A 26,574-nucleotide genomic window follows, 5' to 3' on the forward strand; every position below is an offset into this window, starting at 1 on the left:
TCCATGTCTGCTCAGACTGTTGAAACCCGCACCGCCGTCGACCTCGGTCCGGCATCCGGACTCTCCTGCCGCGAGTGCGGCCAGCGTTTCGAACTCGGGCCGATTTTCGCCTGCGAACTGTGTTTCGGACCGCTCGAAGTGGCCTATGACCTGCCGCTCGGCGACCCCGAGGCGCTGCGCAAGCAGATCGAGGCCGGCCCCGAGAACATCTGGCGTTACGCCCCGCTGCTGCCCGTCCCCGCGGACGTCGCCGACAAGCCGAACCTGAACCCGGGCTTCACCAAGCTCGTCAAGGCCGAGAACCTGGCCCGAGAGCTGGGCGTCGAGCCCGGCAAGCTGTTCGTCAAGGACGACTCCGGCAACCCGACGCACTCCTTCAAGGACCGCGTCGTCGCCCAGGCCCTGGAGGCCGCCCGCGCCTTCGGCTTCACCACGCTCTCCTGCTCCTCCACCGGAAACCTGGCCGGCGCGGTCGGCGCCGCCGCCGCGCGGGCCGGCTTCCGCTCCTGCGTGTTCATCCCGCACGACCTGGAGCAGGGCAAGGTCGTCATGGCCGCGGTGTACGGCGGCGAGCTCGTCGGCATCGAGGGCAACTACGACGACGTGAACCGGTTCTGCTCCGAGCTCATCGGCGACCCGCTGGGCGAGGGCTGGGGCTTCGTCAACGTGAACCTGCGTCCGTACTACGGCGAGGGTTCCAAGACGCTGGCGTACGAGATCTGCGAGCAGCTCGGCTGGCGGCTGCCGGACCAGCTGGTCATCCCGATCGCCTCCGGCTCCCAGCTCACCAAGATCGACAAGGGTCTCCAGGAGCTGATCAAGCTCGGCCTGGTCGAGGACAAGCCGTACAAGATCTTCGGCGCGCAGGCCGAGGGCTGCTCCCCGGTGTCGACCGCCTTCAAGGCCGGTCACGACGTCGTGCGCCCGCAGAAGCCGGACACCATCGCCAAGTCGCTCGCCATCGGCAACCCGGCGGACGGCCCGTACGTCCTGGACATCGCGCGCCGCACCGGCGGTGCCGTGGAGGACGTGAACGACGAGCAGATCGTCGACGCCATCAAGCTGCTCGCCCGCACCGAGGGCATCTTCGCGGAGACCGCGGGCGGTGTGACGGTCGGCGTCACCAAGAAGCTCATCGAGGCCGGCCTCCTCGACCCGTCGCTCACCACGGTCGTGCTCAACACCGGTGACGGGCTCAAGACGCTGGACGCGGTGGCCGCCACGTCCCAGGCGACCGCGACCATCCGCCCGAGCCTGGACGCCTTCCGCGACGCGGGCCTCGCCCACTGAGCCACTGCTGATCGACTAGGAGCACCGAACCATGAGCGTGAACGTCCGCATCCCCACGATCCTGCGCACCTACACCGACGGCAAGGCCGAGGTCGCCGCCGAGGGCACCACCCTCGCCGAGGTCCTCGCCGACCTGGAGAAGAACCACACGGGCATCGCCGCCCGCGTCCTGGACGACCAGGGCAAGCTGCGCCGCTTCGTCAACGTGTACGTCAACGACGACGACGTGCGCTTCGAGCAGGGCCTGGAGACCGCCACCCCCGAGGGCGCCGGCGTCTCGATCATCCCGGCCGTCGCGGGCGGCTGAGCCGCGCCGCGTTTAACCCGAGTCGTACTCGGAGTTGCTCTTGAGTTGCCCCTGAGTTGCCCCCTCCGCACGAGAAGCGGAGGGGGCAATTCAACATGGTTGAGCGGGGTAGAGTTGGGGAAGCCCCTTCGCTTCGAGTGCCAAGTGCATATGAGAACGCGACAACATGGGGTCAAAGTGTGAGAGCCCTTTGCGCAGTAAGTGCGCTTTGTCCGGCCCGACTTGCCCCGGAATGCAGAATAAATGGCATTCCGCTCCCCGTGCGTGCCCGGAATTCTCGTCCGATTGACCTGTTGCAGAGGGCAGTTGGACAGATACATTCAGCCGCGGTCGACGCGTTCCGGCGCACACCCTCTCCTGTCGGAGGGTGCAGGTCTGACCCGGGTCCGCGAAGTGTGGTCCCGTGCAAGGGCCAGTAATAGGGGAGTTAGGCATGGCTCAGGGCACCGTCAAGTGGTTCAACGCGGAGAAGGGGTACGGCTTCATCGCGGTCGACGGTGGTGCGGATGTTTTCGTCCACTACAGCGCGATCCAGATGGACGGTTACCGCACCCTTGAAGAAGGTCAGCGAGTCGAGTTCGAGATCTCGCAGGGCCAGAAGGGTCCGCAGGCGGACATGGTCAAGCTCGCCGTCTGATCTCGGCGCGATCGACCAGCGACGCAAGCAAACTTGAAGGGGGCCACCCGAGAGGGTGGCCCCCTTCGAGCACCCCCGGCCCCGCTGCGGCCCGGCTCCACCGCGGCGAGCGCGAACGGTGGGGTGCTGACTCGCCTACAGGATTGCGGGGGCTGTGGCATGTGCGCGGCATCGCCGCGAGGGCGGCGGGGCGCTGGGTCACCTTCAGGGGCGCGGGGAACTGCGCGAACAGCCACGCACGGTCCGCGGGCGGGAACGGGGTGTTGGGGGCGCGGGGCAGTCATCATGTGCGGTTTCGCCGCGTGGGCGCGAGGTGGCGGGGTGCTGGGTCACCTTCAGGGGCGCGGGGAACTGCGCGATCAGCCACGCACGGTCCGCGGGCGGGAACGGGGTGTTGGGGGCGCGGGGCAGTCATTATGTGCGGTTTCGCCACGTGGGCGCGAGGTGGCGGGGCGCTGGGTCACCTTTAGGGGCGCGGGGCAGGGACATGTGCGGGGCTTCGTCACGGTGGGCGCGAACAACCACGCACGGTCCGCGGCCGAACCGATCCAGCCGGGGCGCGGGGGCGGAGCCCCGCCGGAAACCGGGGCCGGGGGCCCGTGAGGCACCAGTAGGGCACCCCGAAGACCCCGTGCGGCAGCCCGAAGAGAAGGCACCCGGTTCCAGAGACTCGCTTGCACTCGCAGGGGCCGAGTGCTAATCATTGGGCTTAGCACTCTCCCAGTGAGAGTGACAGAACTTGGATCGGGTCAGTGAGGTCCGCAGACCGCGTGGGGCAAGGAACCACAAGGGATGCAGGCCGTCCGTCGCGGGCACCGGCGCGATCCACGAAGAACGCCACCCCTGTCCGGGAGGACCACTTCACATGGCCAAGATCATCGCGTTCGACGAGGAGGCACGGCGCGGTCTCGAGCGCGGGATGAACCAGCTCGCCGACGCCGTCAAGGTCACCCTCGGCCCCAAGGGCCGCAACGTCGTCCTTGAGAAGAAGTGGGGCGCCCCCACGATCACCAACGATGGTGTTTCCATCGCCAAGGAGATCGAGCTTGAGGACCCGTACGAGAAGATCGGCGCCGAGCTGGTCAAGGAAGTCGCCAAGAAGACGGACGACGTCGCCGGTGACGGAACGACCACCGCGACCGTCCTCGCTCAGGCCCTGGTGCGCGAGGGTCTGCGCAACGTCGCCGCCGGCGCCAACCCGATGGCCCTGAAGCGCGGCATCGAGAAGGCCGTCGAGGCCGTCTCCGCCGCCCTCCTGGAGCAGGCCAAGGATGTCGAGACCAAGGAGCAGATCGCTTCCACGGCCTCCATCTCCGCCGCCGACACCCAGATCGGCGAGCTCATCGCCGAGGCGATGGACAAGGTCGGCAAGGAAGGCGTCATCACCGTCGAGGAGTCGCAGACCTTCGGTCTTGAGCTTGAGCTCACCGAGGGCATGCGCTTCGACAAGGGCTACATCTCGGCGTACTTCGCCACCGACATGGAGCGTATGGAGGCGTCGCTCGACGACCCGTACATCCTGATCGTCAACTCGAAGATCAGCTCGGTCAAGGACCTGCTGCCGCTCCTTGAGAAGGTCATGCAGTCCGGCAAGCCGCTGCTGATCATCGCCGAGGACGTCGAGGGCGAGGCCCTGTCGACCCTGGTCGTCAACAAGATCCGTGGCACCTTCAAGTCCGTCGCCGTCAAGGCTCCGGGCTTCGGCGACCGCCGCAAGGCCATGCTCGGTGACATCGCCATCCTCACGGGCGGCACCGTCATCTCCGAGGAGGTCGGCCTCAAGCTGGAGAACGCCGGTCTCGACCTGCTCGGCCGCGCCCGCAAGGTCGTCATCACCAAGGACGAGACGACGATCGTCGACGGCTCCGGTGACAGCGACCAGGTCCAGGGCCGCGTCAACCAGATCCGCGCCGAGATCGAGAACTCGGACAGCGACTACGACCGCGAGAAGCTTCAGGAGCGCCTGGCGAAGCTCGCCGGCGGTGTTGCGGTCATCAAGGCCGGTGCCGCCACCGAGGTCGAGCTCAAGGAGCGCAAGCACCGCATCGAGGACGCCGTTCGCAACGCGAAGGCGGCCGTCGAGGAGGGCATCGTCGCCGGTGGTGGCGTGGCCCTGCTCCAGGCCTCCGCGGTGTTCGAGAAGCTTGAGCTTGAGGGCGACGAGGCGACCGGCGCCAAGGCCGTGAAGCTGGCCCTGGAGGCCCCGCTCAAGCAGATCGCCGTCAACGGTGGTCTTGAGGGCGGCGTCATCGTCGAGAAGGTGCGCAACCTGCCCGTCGGTCACGGCCTGAACGCCGCGACCGGTGAGTACGTCGACATGATCGCCGAGGGCATCATCGACCCGGCGAAGGTCACGCGCTCCGCGCTCCAGAACGCCGCCTCCATCGCGGCGCTCTTCCTCACCACCGAGGCCGTCATCGCCGACAAGCCGGAGAAGGCCGCCGCGGCCGCTCCGGGCGGTATGCCGGGCGGTGACATGGACTTCTGAGCCACGGCTCAGTAGCTCCACGCAGGCAGCGGTACACAGCGGTCCACAGCGGTACACAGCTGTACGCGCGCCGAGGGCGGCACTCCCCATCGAGGGGGTGCCGCCCTCGGCGTTTCCGTACCACCCGAACCAGGGTGGTAGGGAATTCCGAACCATCGAAGGTGGTACTGGCTCCATGGTGCGGGTAGGCGGATGGGGGCTAGCTTGGTGATCAGAGGGGCAGCCACGGACCGCCCCAACTGACGCACATCCGGGGGACCTTCATGACCAGCACACGACTGCGAATCCGCTCCGCCGCGGCCGTGGCCCTGACCGTCCTGGCGGCCGGCGGCGTCGCCGCGTGCGGCCCGCTGGACGACCAGACGTTCAAGGACGACGCGACGGTCAAGGACCAGATCACAGCGGTACGCATCGACGGGAATTCGGACGGTTTCCGGGTGCGCGGCAAGAAGGACCTGGCGAAGGTGTCCGTGCACCGCGAGGTCACCTACCGCGGCAAGGCGAAGCCGACGGAATCGACGTACCGAGTGGAGAACGGCGTGCGCGTGCTCGGCGGCTGCGCGGGCCACTGCGCGGTCGACTACACGGTGGACGTGCCGGCCGGAGTCCCGGTCACCGGTTCCACCAGGGCGGGCGCGCTGAGCCTGTCCTCGGTCGGCCAGGTGCGGGTGTCCACGAGTGACGGCGCGGTGAAGGTACGGGGTGCGACGGGCCCGGTCGACATCCGCACGAGCAACGGATCGATCGACGCGAACGGCCTGAAGGGCACGGGCATCACGGCCATGGCGTCCAACGGCTCGATCTCCCTCACCCCCGACACCGCCCAGAACGTCACGGCCCAGACCTCCAACGGCAGCATCACGGTGACGGCCCCCCGCGCGCCCTACCGAGTCTCGGCCCAGACCGGCCACGGCCACAAAACGCTCGGCATACCGGATGACCCCTCCGCCATCCACCACCTGAACCTGACCAGTGGCAACGGCGGCATAACCCTGAAGTCCTCGAACTAGCCCACCAACGGGCCGGCGAACGAGCACTTCTGCCGCTCCGCACCCGACATTGGCCTGTTCCTGCCCCTCTTTGCGAGAGCACGACTGGGAACCGCAATTGCCGCTCGTTAGAGTTGCGTTGCGTGTGAAAACGGTGCTGTACGGGGGAGGGTGTTTTGCCACCAAACGGGGGTGGAGCGGCATCGGAGTCGCCGGACTGGCCTTTCAACGTCCTTGAGGTGGCGCAGTCGGCCGCCGGGGACGTGGTCACCGAGCTGACGTCGTTCACGAAGTTCCAGCAACGCGTGGACGAACTGATCCGAAACCTCAAGGGTTCTCCGGCCGGACCCGGTGAGGTGGGCCAAGAGCGGCTCGCCCGAGACCAGTTCGGGGGCGGGGGCGGCGCGTTCGCGGAAGCCACGGGCCTGTTCAGCTCGTACGAGACGGTGATCACCGAATTGGAGAGCCTGTCCAAGCTGCTGGCGGACTCGATCGAGGGCATGGGCATCGCAGTACTGGCCTCGCACAAGGGCTACCAGAACATCGACGCGGACGTCCGCAAGCGGATGGCGGCGATCGCGGTGGAGACCAAGAAACACTACGGCGGCGACTACCACCCCGCTCAGCCCAAGCCGGACAAGCCGAGTCAGCCGGACCAGCCGCCGACGGGCGGCGACGCCGGAGGGACGATCTGATGGGCAACGGCACCCCGTTCGAGGGCATGAGCCACGAAGCCATGCTCGCCTGGCTCGACCAGGCGAACAGCGGCACCGTGCAGGGCGCGGCCGACCGTCTGCTGGCAGCGTCCAAGGAGATCCGAAAGATCGCGGACGACCTGAAGGTCCGCCCCCAGTGGGTCGACTGGAAGGGCGCGGGCGCGGACGCGTTCCGCACCTGGACCGCGGACCTGGCCAACGCGACGCTGCGCCTGGGCGACTTCAGCGAGGGTTCCTCAACTTGGCTGGGCCATGCCTCCGACGCGATCGCCTCGGCCCAGGCAGCCATCCCCCGCGACAAGCCGGGCGCGGAGGGTAACTTGGCCGCGGCCCAGAAGGCCCACAACGACCCGGACGCGGCAGCGATCAGCAGGAAGTCGACGGCCGAACTGGCAGCGCTGGAAGCGGACAAGGAGAAGGTGCGGCAGGAGGCCGTGGCCCAGATGCGCAAGCTGGGGCAGGCGTACCAGCAGTCTGCGACGCAGATGAACGGCTTGGAGCGGCCTCGGTTTCCGCCGCCGCCGCAGTCGATTGTGCCGGAGGTGGATGGCGCGTCCGATCGAGGCGGCTCCTCGGTGCACTACAAAGGTGTGGCTGACAGCGCCTCTCAGTCCGGCCGCACCGGCTGGGGGCATTCTGAGCAAACCCACGCTGTCGTCTCTGGCAGCCCCAACCCAAGCCACTACTCGACGCCTGTCTCGCCTGTCCAGCCCTCGTTGGGGAATGCACACCAGCCTGCACGGATGGACGTCGACTCGGTGCCCACGCTGCTGCCGACAGCACCGCCGCCTAGCTCCACGGGGAGCGGACCGGGCCCTAGCTCAGGCCACGGCGGTGAGGCGTCGACAGTGCACATGCCTCCACCCGTTTTCGATGGAGGATCGCGTGTGCCTTCAGGGCCCTTGGGTACGGGTCGGGCTACGGCCGTAGAGGGGCCTCTGGCCCGGACTGGGCAAGTATCGTCCGGACGCAGCAGCGTGCGTATGCCGAGCGACAGCCCAGGAATCGTCGGCGGTCGTCCCGTCCCAGCAGGGCCAGATCGGCCAAAGGGCAGCGTTCCCAAGGGAAACGTCGTCGGGGCGGAAGACGCAGGCAGCCATGGCGCGGCTCGACCCGCTGTGGGAGTCGGCCCTGCGGGGCAGACAGCGGGGCGACCGGGAGCAATGCCCGGCCGCGGGGCGCTGACTCCCCGCAGTGGGGTGAGCGGTGGAAGCGCCCAGCAGCCGGGACGGACCGCTAGCCCCCGTTCCGTATCCGGAGCGGCCGAGGAACGAGGAGGCATCTCTGGCGGAAGGCCGGTTGCCGGGAATCCGGGCAGCGGAGCTCATTCTCGAAAACGCCGCCCGCAGCGTGAGACGGGCGGGGAAGGCCGTGGCTATCTCGTCGAGGACGATGAGACGTGGCTGCGCGAGGACTCACGTGTTGTGCCGCCGGTCATCGACTGATGCGTCCAGGAAAGGCGCGGTGGGAACCCATGTCAAGGAACGCTGCCCGACGCAGTCGCGGGTCAGCTGCGCTAGCGGCGTCGTGCGGACTGTTGTTGGTGGGTGTCACTGCTGTGCCTGCCTTGGCGGAGTCGACGCGCGGGGAACAGTGGTTTCTCGATGCCATGAAGGCCGAACAAATGTGGCGGACCAGCACAGGTAAGGGCATCACTGTCGCTGTGATCGATTCAGGCGTCGATCCCACCAATCCCGACCTAACAGGGCAGGTTCTGCCGGGTAAGGATTTTGCACACGGCCAGCCGGGAGACGCACACGTCGACTACGAGGGCCATGGCACCGGTATGGCGGGGCTGATCGCTGGAACTGGGGCTGCCAACGGCGGAAAAGGTGCTTTCGGCCTTGCTCCAGGGGTAAAGATTCTTCCGATCCGCATGCCGAAGTCGGGGGAAGCCGCGAACCAGGCCGAAGGCAACAAGCGGTTCAATGAGGTTGCCTCCCAGGCGATCCGCTACGCGGCCGACCACGGTGCCCAAGTCATCAACATGTCCTTGGGGACGGGCAGAACCGAAGGCTCACCACAACTGACCGCAGCAGTGAAATACGCCTTGGCAAAGGGATCTTTGGTCTTCGCGGCGGTGGGGAACCGCGGCGATAGCGGCAATGAGATCGAATACCCGGCTGCCACACCGGGCGTGGTGGGCATTGGGGCGGTCGGCAAGGACCTCCGCAAGACCGCGTGGTCCGAATACGGTGCTCAGGTAGACATGGCCGCACCGGGAGAGGGCATGGTGCACCCGTGCGGAGGTGAGACCGGTCTATGTAAGACCGACGGCACCAGCGACGCGACCGCCCTGGCCTCCGCCTCCGCCGCGCTGATCTGGGCCAAGCACCCCACCTGGACGAACAACCAGGTCCTGCGGGTCATGCTTAACACGGTCGGCGGGCCGACAGACGGTGCCAAGCGGAACGATTCGATCGGCTACGGGATCGTGCGCCCCCGGGTCGCCCTGGAGAACCCCGGCGACCCCGGTCCGGCGAACGTATACCCTCTGCCCGACCTCACCGAGTCAGCCCCGCCTTCCTCGCCGAGCCCCGCCGGGAGGGCCGCCGGTGCGCCCGCCGGCGACGTAACGCCCCCGGCTGCCGAGGCAGGCGGAAGCAAGGCGTCAACTTACGTTCTGCCCCTGGGAATTGGGGTCGCCGCACTGGCGCTCATCGGGGGCCTCCTCCGTCTTTGGTTCGTCCGAACCCAACGCCGCAAAGCGGCAGCCACTCGGAATCAACTGCACTCGCAGGGAGCGGGGTTGGGCTGGTCGGGGCAGGAGGGCGACGGGCGAACGGGGGGATTTTGAGATGACATGGAACGAGTGGGAGCAGCTGAAGGCCGACGCGACAGTGCGGCGCCAAAACCAGCTCCGGCTGGCCGGCGCGGGAAGCAGCACGGGGAGCGGCGCGGGAAGCGGCGCCGGTGATCTGAAAACGAGTGCCTCGCGGAAAGAGGCTGCGGTCAAGGCATTGCGGGAGCACATACGGCCCGGGACGGACAAGGCTGGTCGCCATGTCGACGAGGGGTCGGTATCGGTTGCCCGGGCGTTCTCGGGCTGGGCATTCGGTTCTGCGCTCGGCGACGCGCAGAACGAATGGCGGTTGCAGGTCGACAGCCTCATGGGCCGCCTGGCTTCCGACCAGGCGGCGCTGGAGCAGACCAAGCAGGACTTCCAGCAGATCGACCACGGGGTGCACAGCCGACTCGCGCAGATAGACACCCCGCCCGACCCGCGGCGCGAGGTCTAGGGGAGGGGACGGGGCGAGCATGCTTACGTACCAAGATGTGGTCACTGCCCGAATAGGTGTGTTGACAGATCTGGCCCAGGCTTGGGACGACATGGCCGACGGGTTCACCGAGCCCGGGAGCCTGTACGAGGCTCGGGTGGAAGGCGTGGGGAACGACGGGGCCTGGGTCGGGGTCAGCGCGGACGCGGCGTTGTCGCAGTTCGCCGCGACGCGTAAGCAGTTCTCCGACGCCCAGGTGGAAGCGCGCGCAATCGCTTCGATTCTGCGGGACGCCCACGGGCAGTTCGTCCAGCGGATAAGGCATGTCCAGGATCTTGTAGAACAGGCGCAGAAGAACGGAATACACGTCGACGGCCGAGGCCAGGCGGTCTACGACCCCGGCAGCCTGAGCCCCTACAGGACCGACTACGACGCGACCGTAAAGCAGGGGAAGGAGGCCGCGGAGACTTGGACGCAGAGCATCAAGGACGCGGTCAGGGCAGTCGACGACGCCGACCAGGGCGTCAAGCTGGCCCTTCAAAAGGCGGCCGGCATCAAGAGCTTCATGGAGCGTGCGGCCGCACAGGCTCTGGGACTTGATGCCCACTCCTTCAACGGGGACGCGCTCGGCGACATCGAGGTGTACGAGGCCCGCGAAGCCAAGATGTACGCGGACCAGGTTCTGGCCGGCAAGAGGCCGGACGATCTGGAGGAGTGGGAACGCCTCATGCGCGACAACTCCGGTGACCGGGTCTTCAGCCAAACCCTCTTGGACTCGCTCGGCCCGGACAACACCCTCAAGCTGTCCAACAAGATCGACGACTTGGCCTACTTCGACGATGCCAAGCGCAAGGGCTCCTACCTGCGTATCAACAGTTCCTTGGCCGACTCGCTGGCAACTGCGACGCGCGTCCCGGAGTTCTACGACCCCATGGGAAATCGACTGCAGTTCGGAACGGCTGCCTACAACCAGCAGTTCGGAGTCTGGCAGGGGTCCAAGGAAGCACAGTTCTATAACCGGTGGCGCGAGGCGCTGCGCGACCATGGCGTTGACCATTACGACCTCGAATCGGTAAGTGACAAGGTCAAAGTGGGCCCGGGGCATGGCCAGCAGGTGCGGGGCTATCAGAGCCTGGCCACCCTCATGCAGCAGGGACATGGATACTCCCCGCAATTCGTCGCGGACGTCACCGATGACATGATTGAGATGGAAAAGCGGGATCCGAACGTTTGGGGCCTGTACGGGAATTTCGACAGCAAGAATGGTGACGCCTGGTTCGCGAACGATCCCGTCGATGCCATGCTCGGCGTCATGTCGCACAATGCAGAGGGAGCTGCTGGTTACCTCGACCCTGGAACGGAAGAGGGAAAACGGCGCTATGAATACCTGCTGGGCAACGGCAGTGGTAGTCGTGACTGGGACGTCACCAACACCACCAACTGGGACGGATCGGGTGGCAAAGTGGAGACTCGCGGTCCAGGCATACCTGATGGCGATACCCGTCAGGGATTGGGTGACGCCTTGGTCGCAGCTGCAACCGGCATCGATCCCGCAGGAACTCACGGCGGCGCTACGCCACACTCGGACGTCAACAATCGAGTATTCGAGCGTTCGCTGGAGTTTCTGTCCAAGCAGGGCAACGATATGCCTGCCGCTCTACGAGACGACATGGCAAAGATCATGACCAATCACGGGGACAGTGTGTATGCCACGATGAGTAACCCGAGCGGGCATACGCCACTCAACCAGGGACAGGTCATGGAAATGACCAAACAGATCTCACGAAGTGAAGAATCCTATGGGATGCTCCACGAGGGTATGAACTACGCCATCGTGGCCGGCTTTCATGACAGCAGTAGGAGGCCGGAGGACACGCTGGAAGCGGCGGGATATGCGGTTGGGTTCATGGAGGAAGGCCGCTACAGCGCGCTTAAGGGTGACCAACACGACTACACCTGGGACAAGGCGTGGAGCTATCACACATCGGGAGCGCTCCTCAACTTCCTTCCCGTAATAGGCGACATTGCGCAGCGCGGTGCCGACGTTGTTACCACCGCCTGGATCATGGATGAGCAGAAACACCAGGCGGACCAGTTGACCAGTGACAGTCAGCAGACGTACATACGGCGTCAGAATCAGCTCAATGCGCTCGCTGATCAGTGGTATGCGAGGAATTCCACATGGGCGGACGCGCAAACGGGCTACTCGGCCCACGAGGGAATCTACAAGAAAATAGCAGCGGCAGCCAATGATGGAAACGCCATGGCGGACGGCCTCGCGGGGAGCCATTGATGAGGGCGGCCCTTCGGGCCCTGGCCGCCGCACTTGTGCTTGCCTTGGCGGCAACTGGATGTAGCAAGGGAATTGACGTACCGAAGACCTTCTGCGACGTACCGGTGTCGGGTGAGTCCTTGTCCCCTCTCCTGCCCGGTGAGGGGGACGTCAAGGTGTCGAAGAGTGAGCTGCGGGACGTCATCTGCAACTTGAGCGTCGACGGGGTGCAGACCCTAAATGTCAGGATCGCGAAGATCGAGAAGCAGCTGCCGCCCGAAGACTGGAAGAATGCGCAGGCAGAGTTCATGCGGGGCGCTCGCCGAACGATGCAATTTCCGGGCACTGCTGTCATCGGCGCCAACGGAGGCCTGGCCACGACCAGTTGTGGGCCTCCTGCCTCGTATCTGCTGTTCGATGTCGCTTTCACGGGAAAGCGGGTCGAAGACTCTGAAGCGGGCGTGCAGAGGCTTCAGCGATTCCTTGAGGATTTCGTTCCTCATGCTAAGAAGAAGCTGGGTTGCACGGGTTAGCACCCGAGGCCGGGGTGATGATCTCGGGTGGCCCTGGAGAAGCCCGGCGCCCCCGGGCCGGCGCACGTCCATTCGTCGCCGGACCCGCCGTCGTCAGGTGCCCAGCCGCGCCCGCGGCACCGAGCCCGGTCGGCATCCCGGCCAAGGTCGATGCGCCCCAGGTGAAGGAGGTCGCTTGCTCCACCCGTCGGAGCGGCAGTCGATCCGAGGGAGGGAGAGCACAGCCGGTTGGTTTGTAAGCTCGTGCGGTTCAATCACCTCAGGCACCTCATGCAGCTCGTGCAGCTCATGAACCTCGTGCAGCTCATGAACCTCGTGCAGCTCGTGCAGCTCGTGCAGCTCGTGCAGCTCGTGCAGTTCAAGCAGTCCGTGCGGCTCAGACGGGCGTGCCCGCCCGACGTCGGGCCACCGCTGCCGCCCTGGCCTCGGCGGCGTGGGCTCGAACCCGTTCGGACGGGAGGGGCGGGCCCGACGGACGTGGTTCGGGTTCGCCTCGGCAGGGGCCGCATACGCCGCCCGGCAGGGCCTCGGCGCGGCCCGGCGCACCGCACCTCGCGCACTCCAGAATGCGCAGCACCGGACGCGTCGGCGGGGGCGGCGGCGGTTCCGGGGGCAGCTTGTCGATGAGCCGGGCCCGGGTGAAGGCAGCCGGGCTGTGGACCGGGGTCGGCAGGCCGGAGGTCAGGGCACGCAGTACGTCTTCATCCGTCGCCCCGCGCTCGAACCACGCGGACGCCAGCGGTGCCAGCTCCGCGCAGTCCCTCGCCGAGAGGGAGAGCGGCGGTGCGGCACGCCCCAGCGCGGCCAGCAGGATCAAAGCCCGGCTCCGGAGGGCCTGTTGGGCGGCCGGAGGGGCAGGGTGGGCGACCGTTGGAGCAGATGGGGTGATCGGGGGAGCGGAGTACGGCGGCGGGGATGGCGGTGGTTGTGGCGGTGAGGAGGAACCTTCGCCGACACCCCCACGGGTGAATTCCGCCCACCACGCGTCGTCCCGGGCCGTACGTGAGAACCACGTACGGGTCACCCAGCGCGCACTGTCCGAGCCGCGCAGGTGTTCCCGTCCCCGGCGCAGGTGTCCGGCCTGCACGAGGCGCTGAAGCGCGGTGCGCAGGGCGCACTGCCCGTACGGAAGCACCTTGGCCAGCATCTTCACGGACATGTCCGCGCCCTCGGGAAGCCGGTCTATGTACCCGGCGACAGCTGCTTCGCGCGGCGGAAGGTGCATGAAATCGTCATTTGTGCGCGGGTGTTGATCGGGAACGCGCCGTTTTCCGTAGCCCGGACTGGCCATCGGATGCCGGTCTGGATGCGCGGCGAAGGGGTCGGCACTAAAGTGGCTGTCAGCCATCGGATCGCCTAACGATCGAGGTGGTCGCACCGCCGGATCGGTCTTTTCGATCTTGCGGTCAAGCCCCCGGAGGTGTTCGCAGCACCGAAGGGGGCTATTTGTTGTCTGGGACGCTAGACGCTCGTCACCCTCTGTGGCAAGTCGAACGCGGAATGTGCCGATCGCTCTTCACTGCACCCAACTCGCAGGGTGGGAGGGTGGGTTGAGGCCCTCCACCCATTCGATTTCCAGCACGGCTCGGCGCCCGGCGCGTGAGCTTCGAGCCGTAGCGGAGAGAGCCGGTCACCTCGGGAGGTGACCGGCTCGGCCCGGCTTGGCGAACTGTGTTTTCAGGCGGCCGCGTTGGACTCCTTCACGTCGGCGATGAAGGCCGACCACGCATGGGCTCGGAACACGAGCGTCGGGCCGTGGGGGGCGGTCTTCGAGTCCCGGACGGGGACGATGTGGGGCATGTCGTCACGGACTTCGAGGCAGTCGCCGCCGCTGCCGCCGCTGTGCGTCGACTTGCGCCAGCGGCCCACCTCAAGGCAGTTGCCGCCGTCGCCGCCGCTGTAGCTGGACTTCTGCCAGCGGGCCATCTCCAGACAGTCGCCGCCCTCGCCGCCGCTGTAGCTGGACTTGTGCCACGTGGCCTTGCTCAGGTCGTACTCAGGGCTGATCTTCATGGGCGTAATCCTCCGCCACTGATTCGATCAGGGCCAGGGATTGTTGTGGTGACAGTGCGCTGGCCCCGACCAAATCGTAGGTCAGCTCGTACCGACTGACGGTCGCTGGATCGTCCTGCAACCGACCAGTGCCGAGGCCCTGAAGGTAGGCCAGTGGGGGAGCCCCATCGAAGGCCATGAGTTTGAGCGAACCTTCCAGGGCCATATGTGCACCCGCCGAATACGGCAGCACCTGCACGATGATCCGATGCTGGAAGCCGAGGGCCGCCACGTGGGCCAGGGCCTCGGCCATCACCGCGCGACCGCCGACCTCCCTCCTCAGCACCGCCTCATCAAGCACCGCCCACAACAGGGGGGTTGTTGGGCGCGCCAAAAGCTGGGCTCGCTCCAGCCGAGCCGATACGAGGTCGTCGATGGCGGCTTCGGGGGCGGTGGGTTGGTACGCACGACAGACGGCCCGCGCATACGCCTCAGTCTGAAGCAGCCCCGGAATCAGCAGCGGCGCGTACTCGCGGATCGTCGTCGCGACCGCCTCCGCTTCCGCCGCCTCCGCGAAGTGGTCCGGGTACTTGGACTTCGCCGCCGCGACGCAGTTGCGGGTGAAGAAGCCCTCCGTACCGAGGATTTCGTCGATCTGGCGGGCGTATTCGAGGTGCATGCGCCGCGTGCCGGCTTCGAGTTGGCCGATGAAGGAGCCGGAGACGAAGAGGGGCTGGCCGAGTTCGTCCTGGGTGAGGCCGCACTTTTCGCGGGCGAAGCGGAGTTCGGCGCCGAGGAAGGCGCGGGGGGAGGATGAGGGGTCGAGGTCCTTGGGTCCAGGCATGGGCAACTCCCGCGACATGAGGGGTTGTTGGGTTGCCGTCGCTGGTCAGGCTAGCGGCACTCGGCCACGCTGGGTGAGGAAAGTTGAACACTCGGTGTGCAGGAGGGCAAGGCGGATGGCACTGACGGCAATGGAGCGGGTGCGGGCGGCGGAGGACGCCGTGGAGCAGCTGCGTACGGAACTGGGGCGGGCCGGGGTGGTGCTGCCGTCGCTCAGGATCGACCCGCTGACGTGCGGGGGACACGTCCTGTTCCCGCTGGTGGACCTGGGGCGCTGCAACATGGACATGGCGCTGCGCCTGGTGGCCGTACTGGCCGGGACGTACAGCGCGGACGGGGCGCCGCCCGACGGTGGCGCGCAGTCGCCCCGTCCGCACTGACGCCGCACCCCGGCGCCCCCGCACCCCGCATCCCGAACCAATGGCGCGGGACCGGTCTCACAGGCCGGGGGCGAGAAGTGTGAGGCGCAGCAGGGCGGAGAGTGCGAGGGCGGCGGGGATGGCGTACCACCAGGCTCGGAGCCATCGGGCCTTGACCGTGGCCCAGGTCAGCAGTGCCAACAGGACGGAACCGGGCAATGCGAGGCCGGCGGCGAGGTGGGAGCCGGTGACGGCGTCGTGGTCCCAGGGGCCGGCGGGTTCGATCGCGTACGCGATGTACGCGAAGTATCCCGTTGCCAGGGAGATCAGCGTCAGGGTGGCGGCGCAGACGGCGGTGCCCAGCCGGTTCCCCGGCCGGGTGGGTCGCTCACGGCTGCGGGCCGCCGAGTCGTGGTTCATTCCGGCATTGTCCGCGGGGCGGGCGGCTTCCGTCGACGCGCCGGAGAGCCCCGACGCGTCGGAGAGACCCGAGGGGCCCGAGAGACCAGAGGGCCCGAAAGGCCCGAGGGGTCCGAGGGGGAATGCCGGCGCCGGGACGGAGCCGGACTGCCGCCGCCGCGCCGGATGATTCCAGCGCGGCGGCGGCGGCACTCAGGGGTGGTGGTGCGCAACGGCCAAACCCGAAGGCCTAGTTGTGGCTGTTGCGGCGGCGTCGGAGCCAGACCAGGGTCGCGCCCGCGCCGAGCAGGAGTACGGCCGCTCCCGCGAGCGTGGCGATCTGGGTGCCGGTGTTGGCGAGGCCGCCACTGGCGTGCTGGTCGCCGGGGGCGGGCTGGTGGCCGCCCTGGCCGGAGGGGGCCGGTGCCGGGGTGGACGGCGGAGTGGAAGGCCCGCCGCCGCCCGTGTGGCTCGGGGTCGGGGTGGGGGTGGGGTTGCCGCCCGTGCCGGTACCGGTGTGGGCGGCGGTGTTGCCGCCGAGGGCGAGGAGCGCCCTGTTCTCCGCGTCGTCCGTCATCGCCTTGACGGAGATGTCGGTCGTACGCGGCAGGTTCTTGTGCTCGGCGGTGAACTTGGCCTGAGTGACGTTCTGCTTGGGCGACTTGGAGAAGTCGACGCCGCCTGCCACACAGGTGCCGGGGCGGCCGGCCTTCTCGCAGGGGTAGCTGTAGTCGCCCTCGGTGAAGGACTTCACGTACTCCTTGTACGTCTGCGTGGGCGTCCACGAGGCGTTCTTGCCGCGCAGGGGCCAGTCGGTCACCTTGTTGCTGTTGATGACCGCGTGGTAGTCCGTCGGCGACTTCGCGTCCTGCTGGCGGATCCACTCGGCGGCGACCCGCGCGTTGTAGACGGTGCGCAGGTCCGCGTACTTGGCGTCGGTGTTCACCTTCTTCTCGATGTCCGGCACGATCATCGTGTCCATGAGCTCCTGGACGCGCTGGTGCTGGGCCTCGGTGAGGTTACAACTGCCGTTCGGCTGGGGTGTCTTGAAGTCCTGCGGGACCGAGTTGACCTTGAGCGGTGCGTCGAGGATGTACAGGCCGCCGTCCTGCTCGCGCACCTCGGCGGGCTTGGGCACGATCCAGTTGCGTACGCCGTGGGTGCAGGGGATGTGCTCCGCCGCGAGCTTGTCGAAGAGCTGCTTGCCGATGCCGGTGCGGGGGTCCATGTCCTTGGCGTAGTCGTGCTTCATCTCCAGGTCGGCCTGGAGCAGGACGCGGCCGGCGTCGGTGGTGCCGAACGTCTTGTCCATGACCCGGTCGGGCTCGTCCGGGTTGAGGTTGACCCAGAACTTCTCCGGGGTCAGGGCGAGCCAGGTGAAGAACGAGTCGGAGATCAGCTCGGCCCGTTGTCGGCCTCCGTAGCCGAGGCCCGAGGACTCGTCGACCTTGTTGGCGGAGAACGAGTAGTTCAGGCCCTGACCCTTGACCGGCTTGCCGACGTAGCGCAGTTCCAGGGTGGAGAAGTCGACGCCGCCGGGGCCGCGCACGCGCAACCCCTCGGGGTCGGCTGCGCGGATGCGGTCCATCTGGCGCTTCATGTCGGCCGGGTTGGGCGGTGACTGCCGGATGACGTCGGCGCCGCGTCCGATGCTGCGCGCGGTGTCCTGCGCGGTGTACTTGCCGGGCTTGAACTCGGCCTCCGGCGTGGAGACATGCTCGTACGTCGTCACCCGCCCCGGTCCGCCGAGCTTCTTGAGGCTGTCGGTGTAGCGGAGCGTGTCCGCGGACTGCTCCTGGCCGAAGGCGTAACGGAGCTTGTAGTCCTTGTACTTGGGGTCTTTCAGGAAAGCGCGGTCCTTCGGCGCCTGCGAACTGTCGTGGTTGCCGCCGGACTTGATCTCAAGGACTTCCTTGGTCTTGTGATTGACCGCGTCGAAGCGCCGCGTGTACGGCTTGCCGGTGTCCGGGTCGGTGACGGTGAGGCTCTCCTCGCAGATCCAGTCGGGACCGATGAGACCCAGGTCCTTGACGACCTTGCCGTGGAAGGCCTCGCCGCGCGGGTTGCGCCCGTACACCTCGATGTAGGCCTCGTTGAGCCAGTTGCCGAAGCCGCCGTACTTGGTGTCGGTGTTGCCGTTGCGCGACAGGTAGTCCTTGTACGTGGCGTAGACCCGCTCGGGGGTGCCCTCCGCGTACTTCTTGTAAGGCAGGGTGAGCCTGTCGAGAATCCGGTCGCGTGCGGCGGGATCGTCGGGCAGCGTCAGGCCGTCCATGGCCTGGCGCTGGTTGGGGAATCCGTAGGAGTCCCAGTCGGTCTCGGGGCGCACCGCGTCGCCCTTGGCCCACGGCAGCTTGCCGGGATCGGTGGGCTTGCCCTTGAGCTTGAACATCTGCTCGCAGGGCATGGCCTTCGTCGCGGCGTCGGCGGTGCCCTGGAGCTGCGGAAGTCCGCTGACGGAGAGGATGCCGACGGTGGCGAGCGCGACCGTGGCGCGCGCCCACAGGTGCTGTCGGCGCGTGGATGTCGATACGGATATCGCCGATATCCGGGAGTTCGGTTGGTTCACGCGGGCGTGTCTTTCCCCGGGAGCCCGAAGAAGAAGTGGGCGTGCAGCGTGCCGCGACACCAGGGGCCCCCGTGCTCGATGGCGTCGCGCAGCACCACACGCTAGCCCCCTCGACCCACAGGGGCCCCACAGTTTTCCGGCCCGTCGAAATCCCAACTCCGCATCTCCACAGGGCTCTTACACCTCTCCCGTACGCTCGGGTCCCATGAGCGAGTTCGATCGGCATCGGCAGTGGACGGACCATCCGCGGCTCGGCGCATGGCTGGCGGAGCAGGAGGCGGCCTTCGGGGAGTGGGCCGCGTCGCACCCCGGGGACTGGGACTTCTCCGCGTCCTCGGTCGACGCGCTGGAGCGTGCGGTACGGGCCGACTTCGCGGGGGTCGCGTGGGAGGACGTGCGAGCCGCCCAGCACACCCCGGCCATGACGGCCCCCGCGTGGTACCTCGGCGAGGTGTGCGTGCGGGCGGGCGCGGTGTGGAAGGTCAACCCGGCGACGGACTTCGAGTCGGGGGCGTGGGACGGCCCGTTCGTCGGCGTCCCCGGGGACCCCATGGAGAACCCGGACCACGAGGACCTGTACGAGGACGAGGACTACTACCCGGCGGCGGTCCCGGTCCCCGAGCTCCGCGCCATGTTCTTGAAGGACCCCGGGGCCTGGCGGCTGCGGGATGTGGTGACGGAGTTCGAGGAGTGGGCACGGGAGCGCGGCTGACGTCCAACTGAGGCAGTTACAGATCGAGTTCGGGTCCGACCGTGCTCGCCTTGGTGAAGACGGAGACCGGGTACTGGGTGTCGCAGTACTTGTTGCCGGTGGAGACGACGCCGATGAGGACCCCGTTCTCGACGAGCGGGCCGCCGGAGTCGCCGGCGCAGATGCTGTCGGCGGTCCCCTTGGCGGGCAGCCCGCACACGCGCAGGGCAGGGTCGTCGCCGGGGTTGGTGAAGGGCTGACAGCCGGTGAGGGGGGCGAGCGTGAGGGTGGCCTGCTTGAGCTTCTGCCCGGGGACGCCGGTGTCGGTCAGGCCCCACCCGTAGACGGTGGCGCGGCGCCCGTCCGCGTACAGCGCGGCGTCCTTCTTCGTGGCGACGCGGACGGGGCGGTACGGGAGGGGCCTGTCCAGGGTGATGAGGGCGGCGTCGTGGTCGAGGGTGGAGATGTCGAACTTCGGGTCGACCTTGATCGCTTCGACGTGCCGGGTCTGCCCGGCGCGGGTGGTGAGGTCGGTGCGGCCACCGATGACCGTCAGGGCCTTCGGATCGGGCGAGTTCTCGACGCAGTGCCCGGCGGTGAGCACCTTGTCCGGCGCGACGAGCGCCCCGCCGCACCACTGGGAGCCGTCCGGGTTCTGGAGCACGACCATGAAGGGGTGCGCGGCGGTGCTGGTGACGGTACCGCCGCGCACGGCGGCGGCTGGGGTGGCGGAGACGGGGATGAGCGCGGTGGCGGCGAGGGTGGTGAGGGCGATGGCGGCGAGGAGGGTGGTGGCTGGGCGGGGGCTGGGCTTGCGCATGGTCAACTCCGGTCATCCGTAGGTCAGATGACGCCCACCTTGCGTCCTGCGGTGGGCGGACCGCCAGGGGGGAGGGGGGAGCCGGGCCAGGGGTGGTGGAGCCAGGGGTGATGGGGGCCAGGGGTAAAGGGGGCCAGGGGTTGATGGGCGCCGCCCGGCCCGGCGACCCGCGCGGCCGAGGTCAGGCCCTGGCCGGTTCCACGGGGGCCGGGGTGGGGGGCTCCGTCGGGGTGGGGGCCGCGTTCAGGTCGGTCAGGGTCGCTTTGGTGAAGCCGAAGTAGTACGTGGCCAGGAAGCCCACCGCGTAGCCCACCAGGAGGCCGGCCGCGTAGATCGCGATCGTCGTGCCCAGGCCGTGGTTGCCCTGGAGGAGGGGGAACAGGGCCCAGCCCGAGGGGCCGATCGCCGTGGAGCCCACCGTGTCGCCCAGCATCGAGAACAGGCCGACGAACGCGCCGCCCGCCGCGCCGCCCGCGCACGCCGTGACGAAGGGGCGTCCGAGGGGGAGGGAGACGCCGTAGATCAGGGGCTCGCCGACGCCCAGGAAGCCTGCCGGGAGCGCGGACTTGATGGTGGCGCGCAGGGGCTCGTTGCGCTTCGCGCGCAGGTACACCGCCATCGCGCAGCCCACCTGGCCCGCGCCCGCCATCGCCAGGATGGGGAGCAGGACCGTGTAGCCCTGCTGCTCGATCAGGGTGGTGTGGATCGGAATCAGAGCTTGGTGCAGCCCCAGCATCACCAGGGGCAGGAACAGGCCGCCCAGGACCAGCCCCGCGAACGCGCCCGTGTGGTCCAGGAGCCAGTTCGCCCCGTGACCGATGCCCGTCGAGACCTCGCCCGCCAGGAACATCAGGCCGTAGAGGGTGACCAGGCCCGAGATCAGGACCGTGAGGGTCGGGGTCACCAGGACGTCCAGGGCCTCGGGGACCCAGCGCCTGCACCACCTCTCCACGTACACCGCGAGCAGCGCCGCGCCCAGCGCGCCGAGGACGCCGCCCTGGCCAGGGGCCAGCGTCTGGCCGAAGACGGTGATCTTCGCTACGCCCGCGAACACGATGATGGACGCCACCGCCCCGCCCAGGATCGGCGTACCGCCGAACTCCCGCGCCGTGTTGTAGCCGACGAACACCGCGATCAGCGCCATGAAGCCGGAGGCGATCGCGGCGAGCGCGGGGGTCACGCCCGGCAGCCAACCCAGGTTCACCAGAAGGCCGTTGAGGCCCGCGATGATGCCGCAGCCGATGAGGGCCGGGATCAGCGGGACGAAGATGTTCGCCACCTTGCGGAGGAAGAGTTTGAAGGGGGTGGCGTTCTTCGCCTTCCGGGCCGCCTTCAGTTCGGCTCCCCTGGCCGCCAACTGCTCTGGCGTGGCGGCCTGTTGGGACTCACCCTCCGCCGCCACCAGCGCCTCAAGCTCGGGGGTCACCCTGGCCACCGTGCCGGGGCCGAGCACGATCTGGTACGTGTCGTCCTCGACCACGCCCATCACCGCGGGCAGCGCCTTCAGCGCGTCGTCCTGGACCAGCGAGCGGTCCTTCAGGCCGAGGCGGAGGCGGGTCATGCAGTGGGCGATGGAGTCGATGTTCCGGGCACCGCCGACGAGCGGGAGGATCGCGGCGGCTGTGGCGCGGTTCTTGTTCTCTGGTGCCATGGTGCGGGTGCCTTGCTGTGCGGGTGCGTTGTTGTACGGGTGCCTTGTCGTGCGGGTGCGTGGGCGCCTTGCTGTGCGGGTCCTGGATGCGCGGGTGCGTGGGCGCCTTGTTGTGCGGGTCCTGGCCGGCTGGGGTGGGGGTCAGGGGGCCGCGTGCAGGGCCGCGCGGAGATGGCCTCGGGATTCGGCGAGGAGGTGGGCGGCGGTGGTGCCCTCGACGCCGCCGAGGATGACCAGGATCGCGTTCTTCACCTCGCCGTCCGTCGCGGCCAGCGCGGCCTCGATATCGGCGTCGTCCGCGCCGGTGGCCAGGGCCACGATGCGGCGCGAGCGGGCGCGCAGCTTCTCGTTGGACGCCCGCACGTCGACCATCAGGTTTCCGTAGGTCTTGCCCAGCCGGATCATGGTGATCGTCGAGATCATGTTGAGGACCAGCTTCTGCGCCGTGCCCGACTTCAGCCGGGTCGAGCCGGTCAGCAGCTCCGGGCCCACCACGACCTCGATGCCATGCTCGGCCGCCGCCGCGAGCGCGGAGCCCGCGTTGCAGGACAGCCCGATCGTGAGGGCGCCCACGCGCCGCGCGTGCTCGACCGCGCCGATCGCGTACGGGGTGCGGCCCGAGGCCGAGATGCCGACGACGGTGTCGCGGTCGGTCAGGCGCAGCGCTTCCAGGTCCTCGGCCGCCAGCTGCTTCGAGTCCTCGGCGCCCTCGACCGCCCTGACCATCGCGGACGGGCCGCCCGCGATCAGGCCGACGACCTCCGACGGGTCGGTGTTGAAGGTGGGCGGGCACTCGCTGGCGTCCAGGACACCGAGCCGACCGGCCGTGCCGGCGCCCGCGTAGATCAGCCGGCCGCCCTGCGACATCCGCGCGGCCGTGGCGTCGATCGCCGCCGCGATGTCCGGGAGCCGCTCGGCCACGGCGGCGGGGACCGTGGCGTCCTCGGCATTCATGATCCGGGCGATCTCGGCGGTCGGCAGCCGGTCGATCTCCGCGAGGTCGGGCCGGAACGCCTCGGTGGTGAGGGTGGCCAGCTCGGCGCGGAGTTCGGCGTAGTCCTGGGTGGTCATGGTGACGGCGGCTCTTTCTCTGCGGTTCGCGGTCTGCGGTCTGCGGTCTGCGGTCTGCGGTCTGCGGTTCGCGGTTCGCGGTTCGCGGTTCGCGGTTCGCGGTTTGCGTACGGTTCCGGTGGGTGTGGGTGTGGGTGTGGGTGTCGGGCCGGCGGGGCTAGCGGGTGCGCGGATTGTGGCGGTGGGCGAGTGCCTCGTACGAGGCGGACAGGGCCGGGGCCGCCGTTTCGTACGTGCGCTGCGCGATGCCGATGAACAGGCAGTCCACGACGAGGAGTTGACTCGTACGGGACGACATGGCGGCCGGCCGCAGCTCGCTCTCACGGGCCGTGGAGGTCGTCAGTACGTGGTCGGCGTACTGCGAGATCGGGCCGTCCGGACGGCCGGTGATCGCGATCGTGGTGGCGCCGTGGTCGAAGGCGACGCGCAGCGGCTCGATGACGTCGCCGGTCGAACCGGAGTGGGTGATCGCCACCGCCGCGTCGCCCGAGCGCAGCTGCACCGCGTTGGTGACGGCGAGATGCGGGTCGGTGTGGGCGTGCGCGATGAGCCCGATGCGCAGCAGCTTCTGCGCGAGGTCCTGGCCGACCAGCGAGGAGGCGCCCACGCCGTAGATGTCGATGCGCCGGGCGCTCGCCAACACGCCTACCGCAGCGCCGAGTTGGACGGTGTCGAGAGCGGCCGCGGTGTCGGCGAGGGTCTGCTGTTCGTCGTAGGCGAGCTTGGCCACGACGTCCGCGATCGGGTCGTCCACGGCTATGTCGGCGGTGACCGCGGGGGCCCGTCCCGACTGCTGCTGGGCGGCGAGGCCGGCGAGCGCGAGGCGCAGGTCGCGGTAGCCGGGGTAGCCGAGCAGGCGCGCTGTGCGCACCACGGTGGCCTCGCTGGTGCCGGTGAGCTCGGCGAGGCCGGTGACCGTGAGGGCTGCGCAGCCGGCCGGATCGCCGGCCACGGCCTCGGCGACCCGCTGCATGGAGCGGGTCATGGACGGCGCGAGCGTCCGCACCTTGGCGGCGAGGGCCGCCGGTGCGGGCGGGGCGCTGTCGCTTCCGCTGAAACTTTCCTTCAGGTCGTTGGTCACTCTTGAAAGATATTTTCGCGGCTTCCCGTGGTCAACCCCCTTTGGTCCCGTCGCCGCCCGGCCCTACGTCCCGGACGGAGGGAGTGGCGGCGGCCCGTGCGCCGGGAGTGACAATGGAGGGCATGGACGACGTACAACCCATCCAGCCCCTCGAACAAGCACTGCATGCCGCCCGCGCCCTGGTCCTGGCGGATCTGGCGGCGCGCGACGTGGCGCACGCGGACGTCGTCTCGATGGTCGAGGACGCGGTGACCCACCGGCGCTGGTGGGTGGAGCAGTGGCCCGAGGGCACGGAGTTCGTGGCGGGGCTCGTCGCACAGGACGTCCAGGACGCGCTCCTGGAGCGGTACGGGCGCTGGCCGCTCTGCCCGGTGTGCGACGTGGGCGATCCGCACGCCCTCGACGTGGAGCCGGAACTCGGGCCCGACCCGCACTGGGTGTGCGGCAAGGCGGGCGTCGTGGTGGCCTCGGTCGGGGGGCTGGGCGGGCTCGGCGGGCCCGGCGCGCCCCGTGGACCCGGTGGACCCGGCGAATGACCCTCTACATCGACCCGCCGACCTGGCCGGGGCACGGCCGCATGTGGTCGCATCTCGTCAGCGATGTCTCGTACGAGGAACTGCACGCGTTCGCGGCGTCCATCGGCTGCCCGCCGCGCGCCTTCGAGCGCGATCACTACGACGTCCCGTCGCACCGGTACGCGGACGCGGTCCGGGCGGGTGCACGCGAGATCGGCTCGAAGGAACTCGTACGTCGTCTGACGGAGGCGGGGCTCAGACGCCCCAAGGGGCGGCCCGCCTGAGGCGACGAGCAGGGGCCCGTGGGGCCCGCCGGGACCCGGCCGGGGGACTCCGCTGGCCGGAACTTGTCGCCGGTTCGGCTGCGGCCCGTAGCCAGACGACTGCGGATCGGCTAACTTCCTTGCCAGTAGTCGTGGTTCCGAAGTCTCAGCGCCCGCGGTTTACGCCGTGGGCGTTTGCCTTGCAGCAATGTCCGAGGACCAGGGCGATCACCTCACCCAGGGGTACTGACAAGCCAGTACCCCGCGATCCTCGACAGGGGAAACACATGGCAAGCGGCACCGTCAAGTGGTTCAACGCCGAAAAGGGCTTCGGTTTCATCGCGCAGGACGGCGGCGGCCCGGACGTCTTCGTCCACTACTCCGCGATCAACGCCACGGGCTTCCGTGAGCTCCAGGAGAACCAGCCGGTCAACTTCGACGTCACCCAGGGCCCGAAGGGCCCGCAGGCGGAGAACGTCACCCCCGCCTAAGCAGTGAGTGACCCCGGCCCGCCGGGGGAACGAACACCGAAGCGCCCCGCACCCGGGAGACCGGATGCGGGGCGCTTCGCCGTGTGCGGGACGGGTCACACCTCGGCGGGGGCGGCCACGCGGGCCTGCTCCGCCGAGCGGGCCACGATGCGGGACCGCGACTTGTGCAGGCGCAGCGAGACCGTGACGAGGACGAGGGCGACGACCGTCATCGCGGCGCCCGCCCAGGCGGTGGCCGCGAAGCCCATGTTCGCGCTGATCACGAGGCCGCCGAACCAGGGGCCCGCGGTGTTGCCCAGGTTGAACGACGACGTCGTGGTCGCACCGGCCAGCGTCGGGGCGGCACCGCCGACGTTGAACATCCGGGCGTTGAGCGCGGGGGCCGTGTAGAAGGCCGAGAGGCCGATCAGGAACGACAGCGTGATCGCGACGGCCGGCGTCGAGGCGAACAGCGCGAGCGCGACGAGGAACACCGTCGAGGCGGTGATGCCGCTGAGCAGCACGCCGAAGAGGTGCGCGTCGGCGACCCGGCCGCCGATCGTCGTGCCGATGAGCGCGCCCACGCCGAACAGGCCGAGCACGGCCGGAACCCAGCCCGCGTCCACGTGCGCGACGTCCGTGAGGAGCGGCTTGAGGTAGCTGAACGCGCAGAACACGCCACCCGCGGCGAGCGCGGTGACCGCGACCGAGAGCAGCACCTGCGGATCGCGGTAGATCCTCAGCTCGCGGCCGAGCCGGGGCTTCTCGGCGGGGAGCGGGATGCGGGGGATCCGGGTCAGGATGCCGACCAGGGCGATCGCGGAGGCGGCGCCGACCGCCCAGAACGCGGAACGCCAGCCGAGGCCGTCACCGAGCAGCGCGCCGAGCGGCACGCCCAGGACGTTCGCGATCGACAGGCCGCCGATCATGACGGCCATCGCGCGGGCCCGGGCGTTGACCGGGACCATCGCGATGGCGACCGCGGCGCCGACCGCCCAGAACCCCGCGCAGGCCAGCGCGGACACGATCCGGGAGGCGAAGAGCAGGGCGTAGTTCGGGGCCAGTGCGCCCGCGACCTGGCCCAGGCCGAACACCGTGATCAGCGAGACGAGGGTGGTGCGGCGGGGCAGCCGCAGGGTGGCCACCGCGAGCAGCGGGGCGCCCACGACCATGCCGATCGCGAAGGCGGAGATCAGCAGGCCCGCCTGCGGGATCGAGACGTTCATGTCGTCCGCGATGTCCGGGAGCAGCCCCGTGAGCATGAACTCGCTCGTGCCGAGGGCGAAGACGGAGAGGCCGAGGATGTAGACGGCGAGCGGCATACGGGCTGCGGCTGAGGCGGTCGATCCGGTCGATCCGGTCGATCCGGTCGGGCCGGGGGGTGGGGAGGCGGGCGCGGG

At 68.7% G+C, this 26,574-nt stretch carries 25 protein-coding genes; 15 read left to right on the forward strand and 10 right to left on the reverse strand.

Annotation, left to right across the window (positions count from 1 at the left end):
* Positions 1–3 precede the first annotated feature (3 nt).
* The 10 genes from thrC (at position 4) to ACFYNP_RS22565 (ending at position 12,450) form a co-directional block, all read left to right on the forward strand.
* Positions 4–1,290, forward strand: coding sequence for a threonine synthase (thrC, locus tag ACFYNP_RS22520; RefSeq protein WP_388787574.1), 1,287 nt, complete (start codon positions 4–6; stop codon positions 1,288–1,290).
* Positions 1,291–1,321: 31 nt separating this feature from the next.
* A complete protein-coding gene (locus ACFYNP_RS22525; protein ID WP_388407158.1) occupies positions 1,322–1,597 on the forward strand; it encodes a MoaD/ThiS family protein in 276 nt (91 codons plus the stop codon).
* A 433-nt stretch (positions 1,598–2,030) separates the two neighbouring features.
* Positions 2,031–2,234, forward strand: a complete 204-nt coding sequence (locus ACFYNP_RS22530) for a cold-shock protein (RefSeq protein ID WP_005315736.1) — start codon at positions 2,031–2,033, stop codon at positions 2,232–2,234.
* Between the two features lie 865 nt (positions 2,235–3,099).
* Positions 3,100–4,722, forward strand: coding sequence for a chaperonin GroEL (gene groL / locus ACFYNP_RS22535; RefSeq protein WP_100577753.1), 1,623 nt, complete (start codon positions 3,100–3,102; stop codon positions 4,720–4,722).
* Positions 4,723–4,985: 263 nt separating this feature from the next.
* Positions 4,986–5,732, forward strand: a complete 747-nt coding sequence (locus ACFYNP_RS22540) for a DUF4097 family beta strand repeat-containing protein (RefSeq protein WP_388787577.1) — start codon at positions 4,986–4,988, stop codon at positions 5,730–5,732.
* 218 nt (positions 5,733–5,950) lie between these two features.
* Positions 5,951–6,406 carry a hypothetical protein gene (locus ACFYNP_RS22545; RefSeq protein WP_388407151.1) on the forward strand — a complete coding sequence of 152 codons (456 nt, stop codon included), beginning with the start codon at positions 5,951–5,953 and terminating at the stop codon, positions 6,404–6,406.
* Positions 6,407–7,985: 1,579 nt separating this feature from the next.
* The gene (mycP, locus tag ACFYNP_RS22550) at positions 7,986–9,224 is read left to right on the forward strand and encodes a type VII secretion-associated serine protease mycosin (RefSeq protein ID WP_388787580.1); all 1,239 of its coding nucleotides are present in this window, start codon (positions 7,986–7,988) and stop codon (positions 9,222–9,224) included.
* 1 nt (position 9,225) lies between these two features.
* Positions 9,226–9,666: a hypothetical protein gene (locus ACFYNP_RS22555; protein ID WP_388787583.1), complete on the forward strand. Its 441-nt coding sequence runs from the start codon at positions 9,226–9,228 to the stop codon at positions 9,664–9,666.
* 19 nt (positions 9,667–9,685) lie between these two features.
* Positions 9,686–11,938 (forward strand): hypothetical protein, encoded by a 2,253-nt coding sequence (locus ACFYNP_RS22560; protein WP_388787586.1) that lies wholly within the window; start codon positions 9,686–9,688, stop codon positions 11,936–11,938.
* A complete protein-coding gene (locus ACFYNP_RS22565) occupies positions 11,938–12,450 on the forward strand; it encodes a hypothetical protein (protein ID WP_388787589.1) in 513 nt (170 codons plus the stop codon). Before ACFYNP_RS22560 ends, ACFYNP_RS22565 begins: the two co-directional genes overlap by 1 nt.
* Before the next feature lie 376 nt (positions 12,451–12,826).
* Here the strand turns inward: ACFYNP_RS22565 and ACFYNP_RS22570 are convergent, their stop codons facing one another.
* The 3 genes from ACFYNP_RS22570 to ACFYNP_RS22580 all read right to left on the reverse strand — a co-directional run bounded on the left by ACFYNP_RS22570 (position 12,827) and on the right by ACFYNP_RS22580 (position 15,286).
* Entirely contained in the window at positions 12,827–13,741 is a 915-nt protein-coding gene (locus tag ACFYNP_RS22570; RefSeq protein ID WP_388787772.1) for a hypothetical protein, read from the reverse strand.
* A 386-nt stretch (positions 13,742–14,127) separates the two neighbouring features.
* Positions 14,128–14,463, reverse strand: coding sequence for a DUF397 domain-containing protein (locus ACFYNP_RS22575; protein WP_388787592.1), 336 nt, complete (start codon positions 14,461–14,463; stop codon positions 14,128–14,130).
* Entirely contained in the window at positions 14,447–15,286 is an 840-nt protein-coding gene (locus tag ACFYNP_RS22580) for a helix-turn-helix domain-containing protein (protein ID WP_388407133.1), read from the reverse strand. Before ACFYNP_RS22580 ends, ACFYNP_RS22575 begins: the two co-directional genes overlap by 17 nt.
* A 115-nt stretch (positions 15,287–15,401) precedes the next feature.
* Here ACFYNP_RS22580 and ACFYNP_RS22585 point away from each other — a divergent pair, with 115 nt between their 5' ends.
* On the forward strand, positions 15,402–15,665 hold the full coding sequence (locus ACFYNP_RS22585; RefSeq protein ID WP_388407131.1) for a hypothetical protein: 264 nt from the start codon (positions 15,402–15,404) through the stop codon (positions 15,663–15,665).
* Positions 15,666–15,722: 57 nt separating this feature from the next.
* Here ACFYNP_RS22585 and ACFYNP_RS22590 read toward each other — a convergent pair whose 3' ends face one another.
* Both ACFYNP_RS22590 and ACFYNP_RS22595 read right to left on the reverse strand, forming a co-directional pair.
* Positions 15,723–16,064 carry a hypothetical protein gene (locus tag ACFYNP_RS22590; protein ID WP_388407129.1) on the reverse strand — a complete coding sequence of 114 codons (342 nt, stop codon included), beginning with the start codon at positions 16,062–16,064 and terminating at the stop codon, positions 15,723–15,725.
* Positions 16,065–16,293: 229 nt separating this feature from the next.
* The gene (locus tag ACFYNP_RS22595; RefSeq protein WP_388787595.1) at positions 16,294–18,612 is read right to left on the reverse strand and encodes an LPXTG cell wall anchor domain-containing protein; all 2,319 of its coding nucleotides are present in this window, start codon (positions 18,610–18,612) and stop codon (positions 16,294–16,296) included.
* A 205-nt stretch (positions 18,613–18,817) separates the two neighbouring features.
* Between ACFYNP_RS22595 and ACFYNP_RS22600 the strand changes: the two genes are divergently transcribed.
* Complete coding sequence (locus tag ACFYNP_RS22600; protein ID WP_388407125.1) at positions 18,818–19,324, forward strand: hypothetical protein; 507 nt, start codon at positions 18,818–18,820, stop codon at positions 19,322–19,324.
* A 16-nt stretch (positions 19,325–19,340) separates the two neighbouring features.
* Here ACFYNP_RS22600 and ACFYNP_RS22605 read toward each other — a convergent pair whose 3' ends face one another.
* The 4 genes from ACFYNP_RS22605 to ACFYNP_RS22620 all read right to left on the reverse strand — a co-directional run bounded on the left by ACFYNP_RS22605 (position 19,341) and on the right by ACFYNP_RS22620 (position 23,926).
* Positions 19,341–20,123: a S1 family peptidase gene (locus tag ACFYNP_RS22605; RefSeq protein WP_388787598.1), complete on the reverse strand. Its 783-nt coding sequence runs from the start codon at positions 20,121–20,123 to the stop codon at positions 19,341–19,343.
* A gap of 181 nt (positions 20,124–20,304) precedes the next feature.
* Complete coding sequence (locus tag ACFYNP_RS22610; protein WP_388787601.1) at positions 20,305–21,774, reverse strand: PTS transporter subunit EIIC; 1,470 nt, start codon at positions 21,772–21,774, stop codon at positions 20,305–20,307.
* 141 nt (positions 21,775–21,915) lie between these two features.
* A complete protein-coding gene (murQ, locus tag ACFYNP_RS22615) occupies positions 21,916–22,845 on the reverse strand; it encodes an N-acetylmuramic acid 6-phosphate etherase (protein WP_388787603.1) in 930 nt (309 codons plus the stop codon).
* Positions 22,846–23,002: 157 nt separating this feature from the next.
* On the reverse strand, positions 23,003–23,926 hold the full coding sequence (locus ACFYNP_RS22620) for a MurR/RpiR family transcriptional regulator (protein ID WP_388787606.1): 924 nt from the start codon (positions 23,924–23,926) through the stop codon (positions 23,003–23,005).
* A gap of 122 nt (positions 23,927–24,048) precedes the next feature.
* On the opposite strand from ACFYNP_RS22620, the gene ACFYNP_RS22625 reads away from it, so the two are divergent.
* From ACFYNP_RS22625 to ACFYNP_RS22635, 3 genes are all read left to right on the forward strand, one after another.
* The gene (locus tag ACFYNP_RS22625; protein WP_388787609.1) at positions 24,049–24,462 is read left to right on the forward strand and encodes a hypothetical protein; all 414 of its coding nucleotides are present in this window, start codon (positions 24,049–24,051) and stop codon (positions 24,460–24,462) included.
* The gene (locus tag ACFYNP_RS22630) at positions 24,459–24,725 is read left to right on the forward strand and encodes a DUF4031 domain-containing protein (protein ID WP_100577742.1); all 267 of its coding nucleotides are present in this window, start codon (positions 24,459–24,461) and stop codon (positions 24,723–24,725) included. Before ACFYNP_RS22625 ends, ACFYNP_RS22630 begins: the two co-directional genes overlap by 4 nt.
* A 266-nt stretch (positions 24,726–24,991) precedes the next feature.
* Positions 24,992–25,195, forward strand: a complete 204-nt coding sequence (locus tag ACFYNP_RS22635; RefSeq protein ID WP_388407111.1) for a cold-shock protein — start codon at positions 24,992–24,994, stop codon at positions 25,193–25,195.
* Between the two features lie 95 nt (positions 25,196–25,290).
* Here the strand turns inward: ACFYNP_RS22635 and ACFYNP_RS22640 are convergent, their stop codons facing one another.
* A complete protein-coding gene (locus ACFYNP_RS22640; protein WP_388408440.1) occupies positions 25,291–26,496 on the reverse strand; it encodes a Cmx/CmrA family chloramphenicol efflux MFS transporter in 1,206 nt (401 codons plus the stop codon).
* Positions 26,497–26,574 lie beyond the last annotated feature (78 nt).

The organism is Streptomyces sp. NPDC006691 (assembly GCF_042869955.1).
In the GTDB taxonomy this organism is placed as follows: domain Bacteria; phylum Actinomycetota; class Actinomycetes; order Streptomycetales; family Streptomycetaceae; genus Streptomyces.

Excerpts from the sequence above, each read along its gene's own strand:
- ACFYNP_RS22560 (WP_388787586.1), top strand. The coding sequence starts at position 9,686 with ATGCTTACGTACCAAGATGTGGTCACTGCCCGAATAGGTGTGTTGACA.
- ACFYNP_RS22530 (WP_005315736.1), top strand. The coding sequence starts at position 2,031 with ATGGCTCAGGGCACCGTCAAGTGGTTCAACGCGGAGAAGGGGTACGGC.
- thrC (WP_388787574.1), top strand. The coding sequence starts at position 4 with ATGTCTGCTCAGACTGTTGAAACCCGCACCGCCGTCGACCTCGGTCCG.
- ACFYNP_RS22600 (WP_388407125.1), top strand. The coding sequence starts at position 18,818 with ATGAGCGAGTTCGATCGGCATCGGCAGTGGACGGACCATCCGCGGCTC.
- murQ (WP_388787603.1), bottom strand. The coding sequence starts at position 22,845 with ATGACCACCCAGGACTACGCCGAACTCCGCGCCGAGCTGGCCACCCTC.
- ACFYNP_RS22630 (WP_100577742.1), top strand. The coding sequence starts at position 24,459 with ATGACCCTCTACATCGACCCGCCGACCTGGCCGGGGCACGGCCGCATG.
- ACFYNP_RS22625 (WP_388787609.1), top strand. The coding sequence starts at position 24,049 with ATGGACGACGTACAACCCATCCAGCCCCTCGAACAAGCACTGCATGCC.
- ACFYNP_RS22610 (WP_388787601.1), bottom strand. The coding sequence starts at position 21,774 with ATGGCACCAGAGAACAAGAACCGCGCCACAGCCGCCGCGATCCTCCCG.
- ACFYNP_RS22580 (WP_388407133.1), bottom strand. The coding sequence starts at position 15,286 with ATGCCTGGACCCAAGGACCTCGACCCCTCATCCTCCCCCCGCGCCTTC.
- ACFYNP_RS22540 (WP_388787577.1), top strand. The coding sequence starts at position 4,986 with ATGACCAGCACACGACTGCGAATCCGCTCCGCCGCGGCCGTGGCCCTG.
- ACFYNP_RS22555 (WP_388787583.1), top strand. The coding sequence starts at position 9,226 with ATGACATGGAACGAGTGGGAGCAGCTGAAGGCCGACGCGACAGTGCGG.
- ACFYNP_RS22575 (WP_388787592.1), bottom strand. The coding sequence starts at position 14,463 with ATGAAGATCAGCCCTGAGTACGACCTGAGCAAGGCCACGTGGCACAAG.
- groL (WP_100577753.1), top strand. The coding sequence starts at position 3,100 with ATGGCCAAGATCATCGCGTTCGACGAGGAGGCACGGCGCGGTCTCGAG.
- ACFYNP_RS22635 (WP_388407111.1), top strand. The coding sequence starts at position 24,992 with ATGGCAAGCGGCACCGTCAAGTGGTTCAACGCCGAAAAGGGCTTCGGT.
- ACFYNP_RS22570 (WP_388787772.1), bottom strand. The coding sequence starts at position 13,741 with ATGGCCAGTCCGGGCTACGGAAAACGGCGCGTTCCCGATCAACACCCG.
- ACFYNP_RS22590 (WP_388407129.1), bottom strand. The coding sequence starts at position 16,064 with ATGAACCACGACTCGGCGGCCCGCAGCCGTGAGCGACCCACCCGGCCG.
- ACFYNP_RS22585 (WP_388407131.1), top strand. The coding sequence starts at position 15,402 with ATGGCACTGACGGCAATGGAGCGGGTGCGGGCGGCGGAGGACGCCGTG.
- ACFYNP_RS22525 (WP_388407158.1), top strand. The coding sequence starts at position 1,322 with ATGAGCGTGAACGTCCGCATCCCCACGATCCTGCGCACCTACACCGAC.
- ACFYNP_RS22640 (WP_388408440.1), bottom strand. The coding sequence starts at position 26,496 with ATGCCGCTCGCCGTCTACATCCTCGGCCTCTCCGTCTTCGCCCTCGGC.
- ACFYNP_RS22605 (WP_388787598.1), bottom strand. The coding sequence starts at position 20,123 with ATGCGCAAGCCCAGCCCCCGCCCAGCCACCACCCTCCTCGCCGCCATC.
- ACFYNP_RS22565 (WP_388787589.1), top strand. The coding sequence starts at position 11,938 with ATGAGGGCGGCCCTTCGGGCCCTGGCCGCCGCACTTGTGCTTGCCTTG.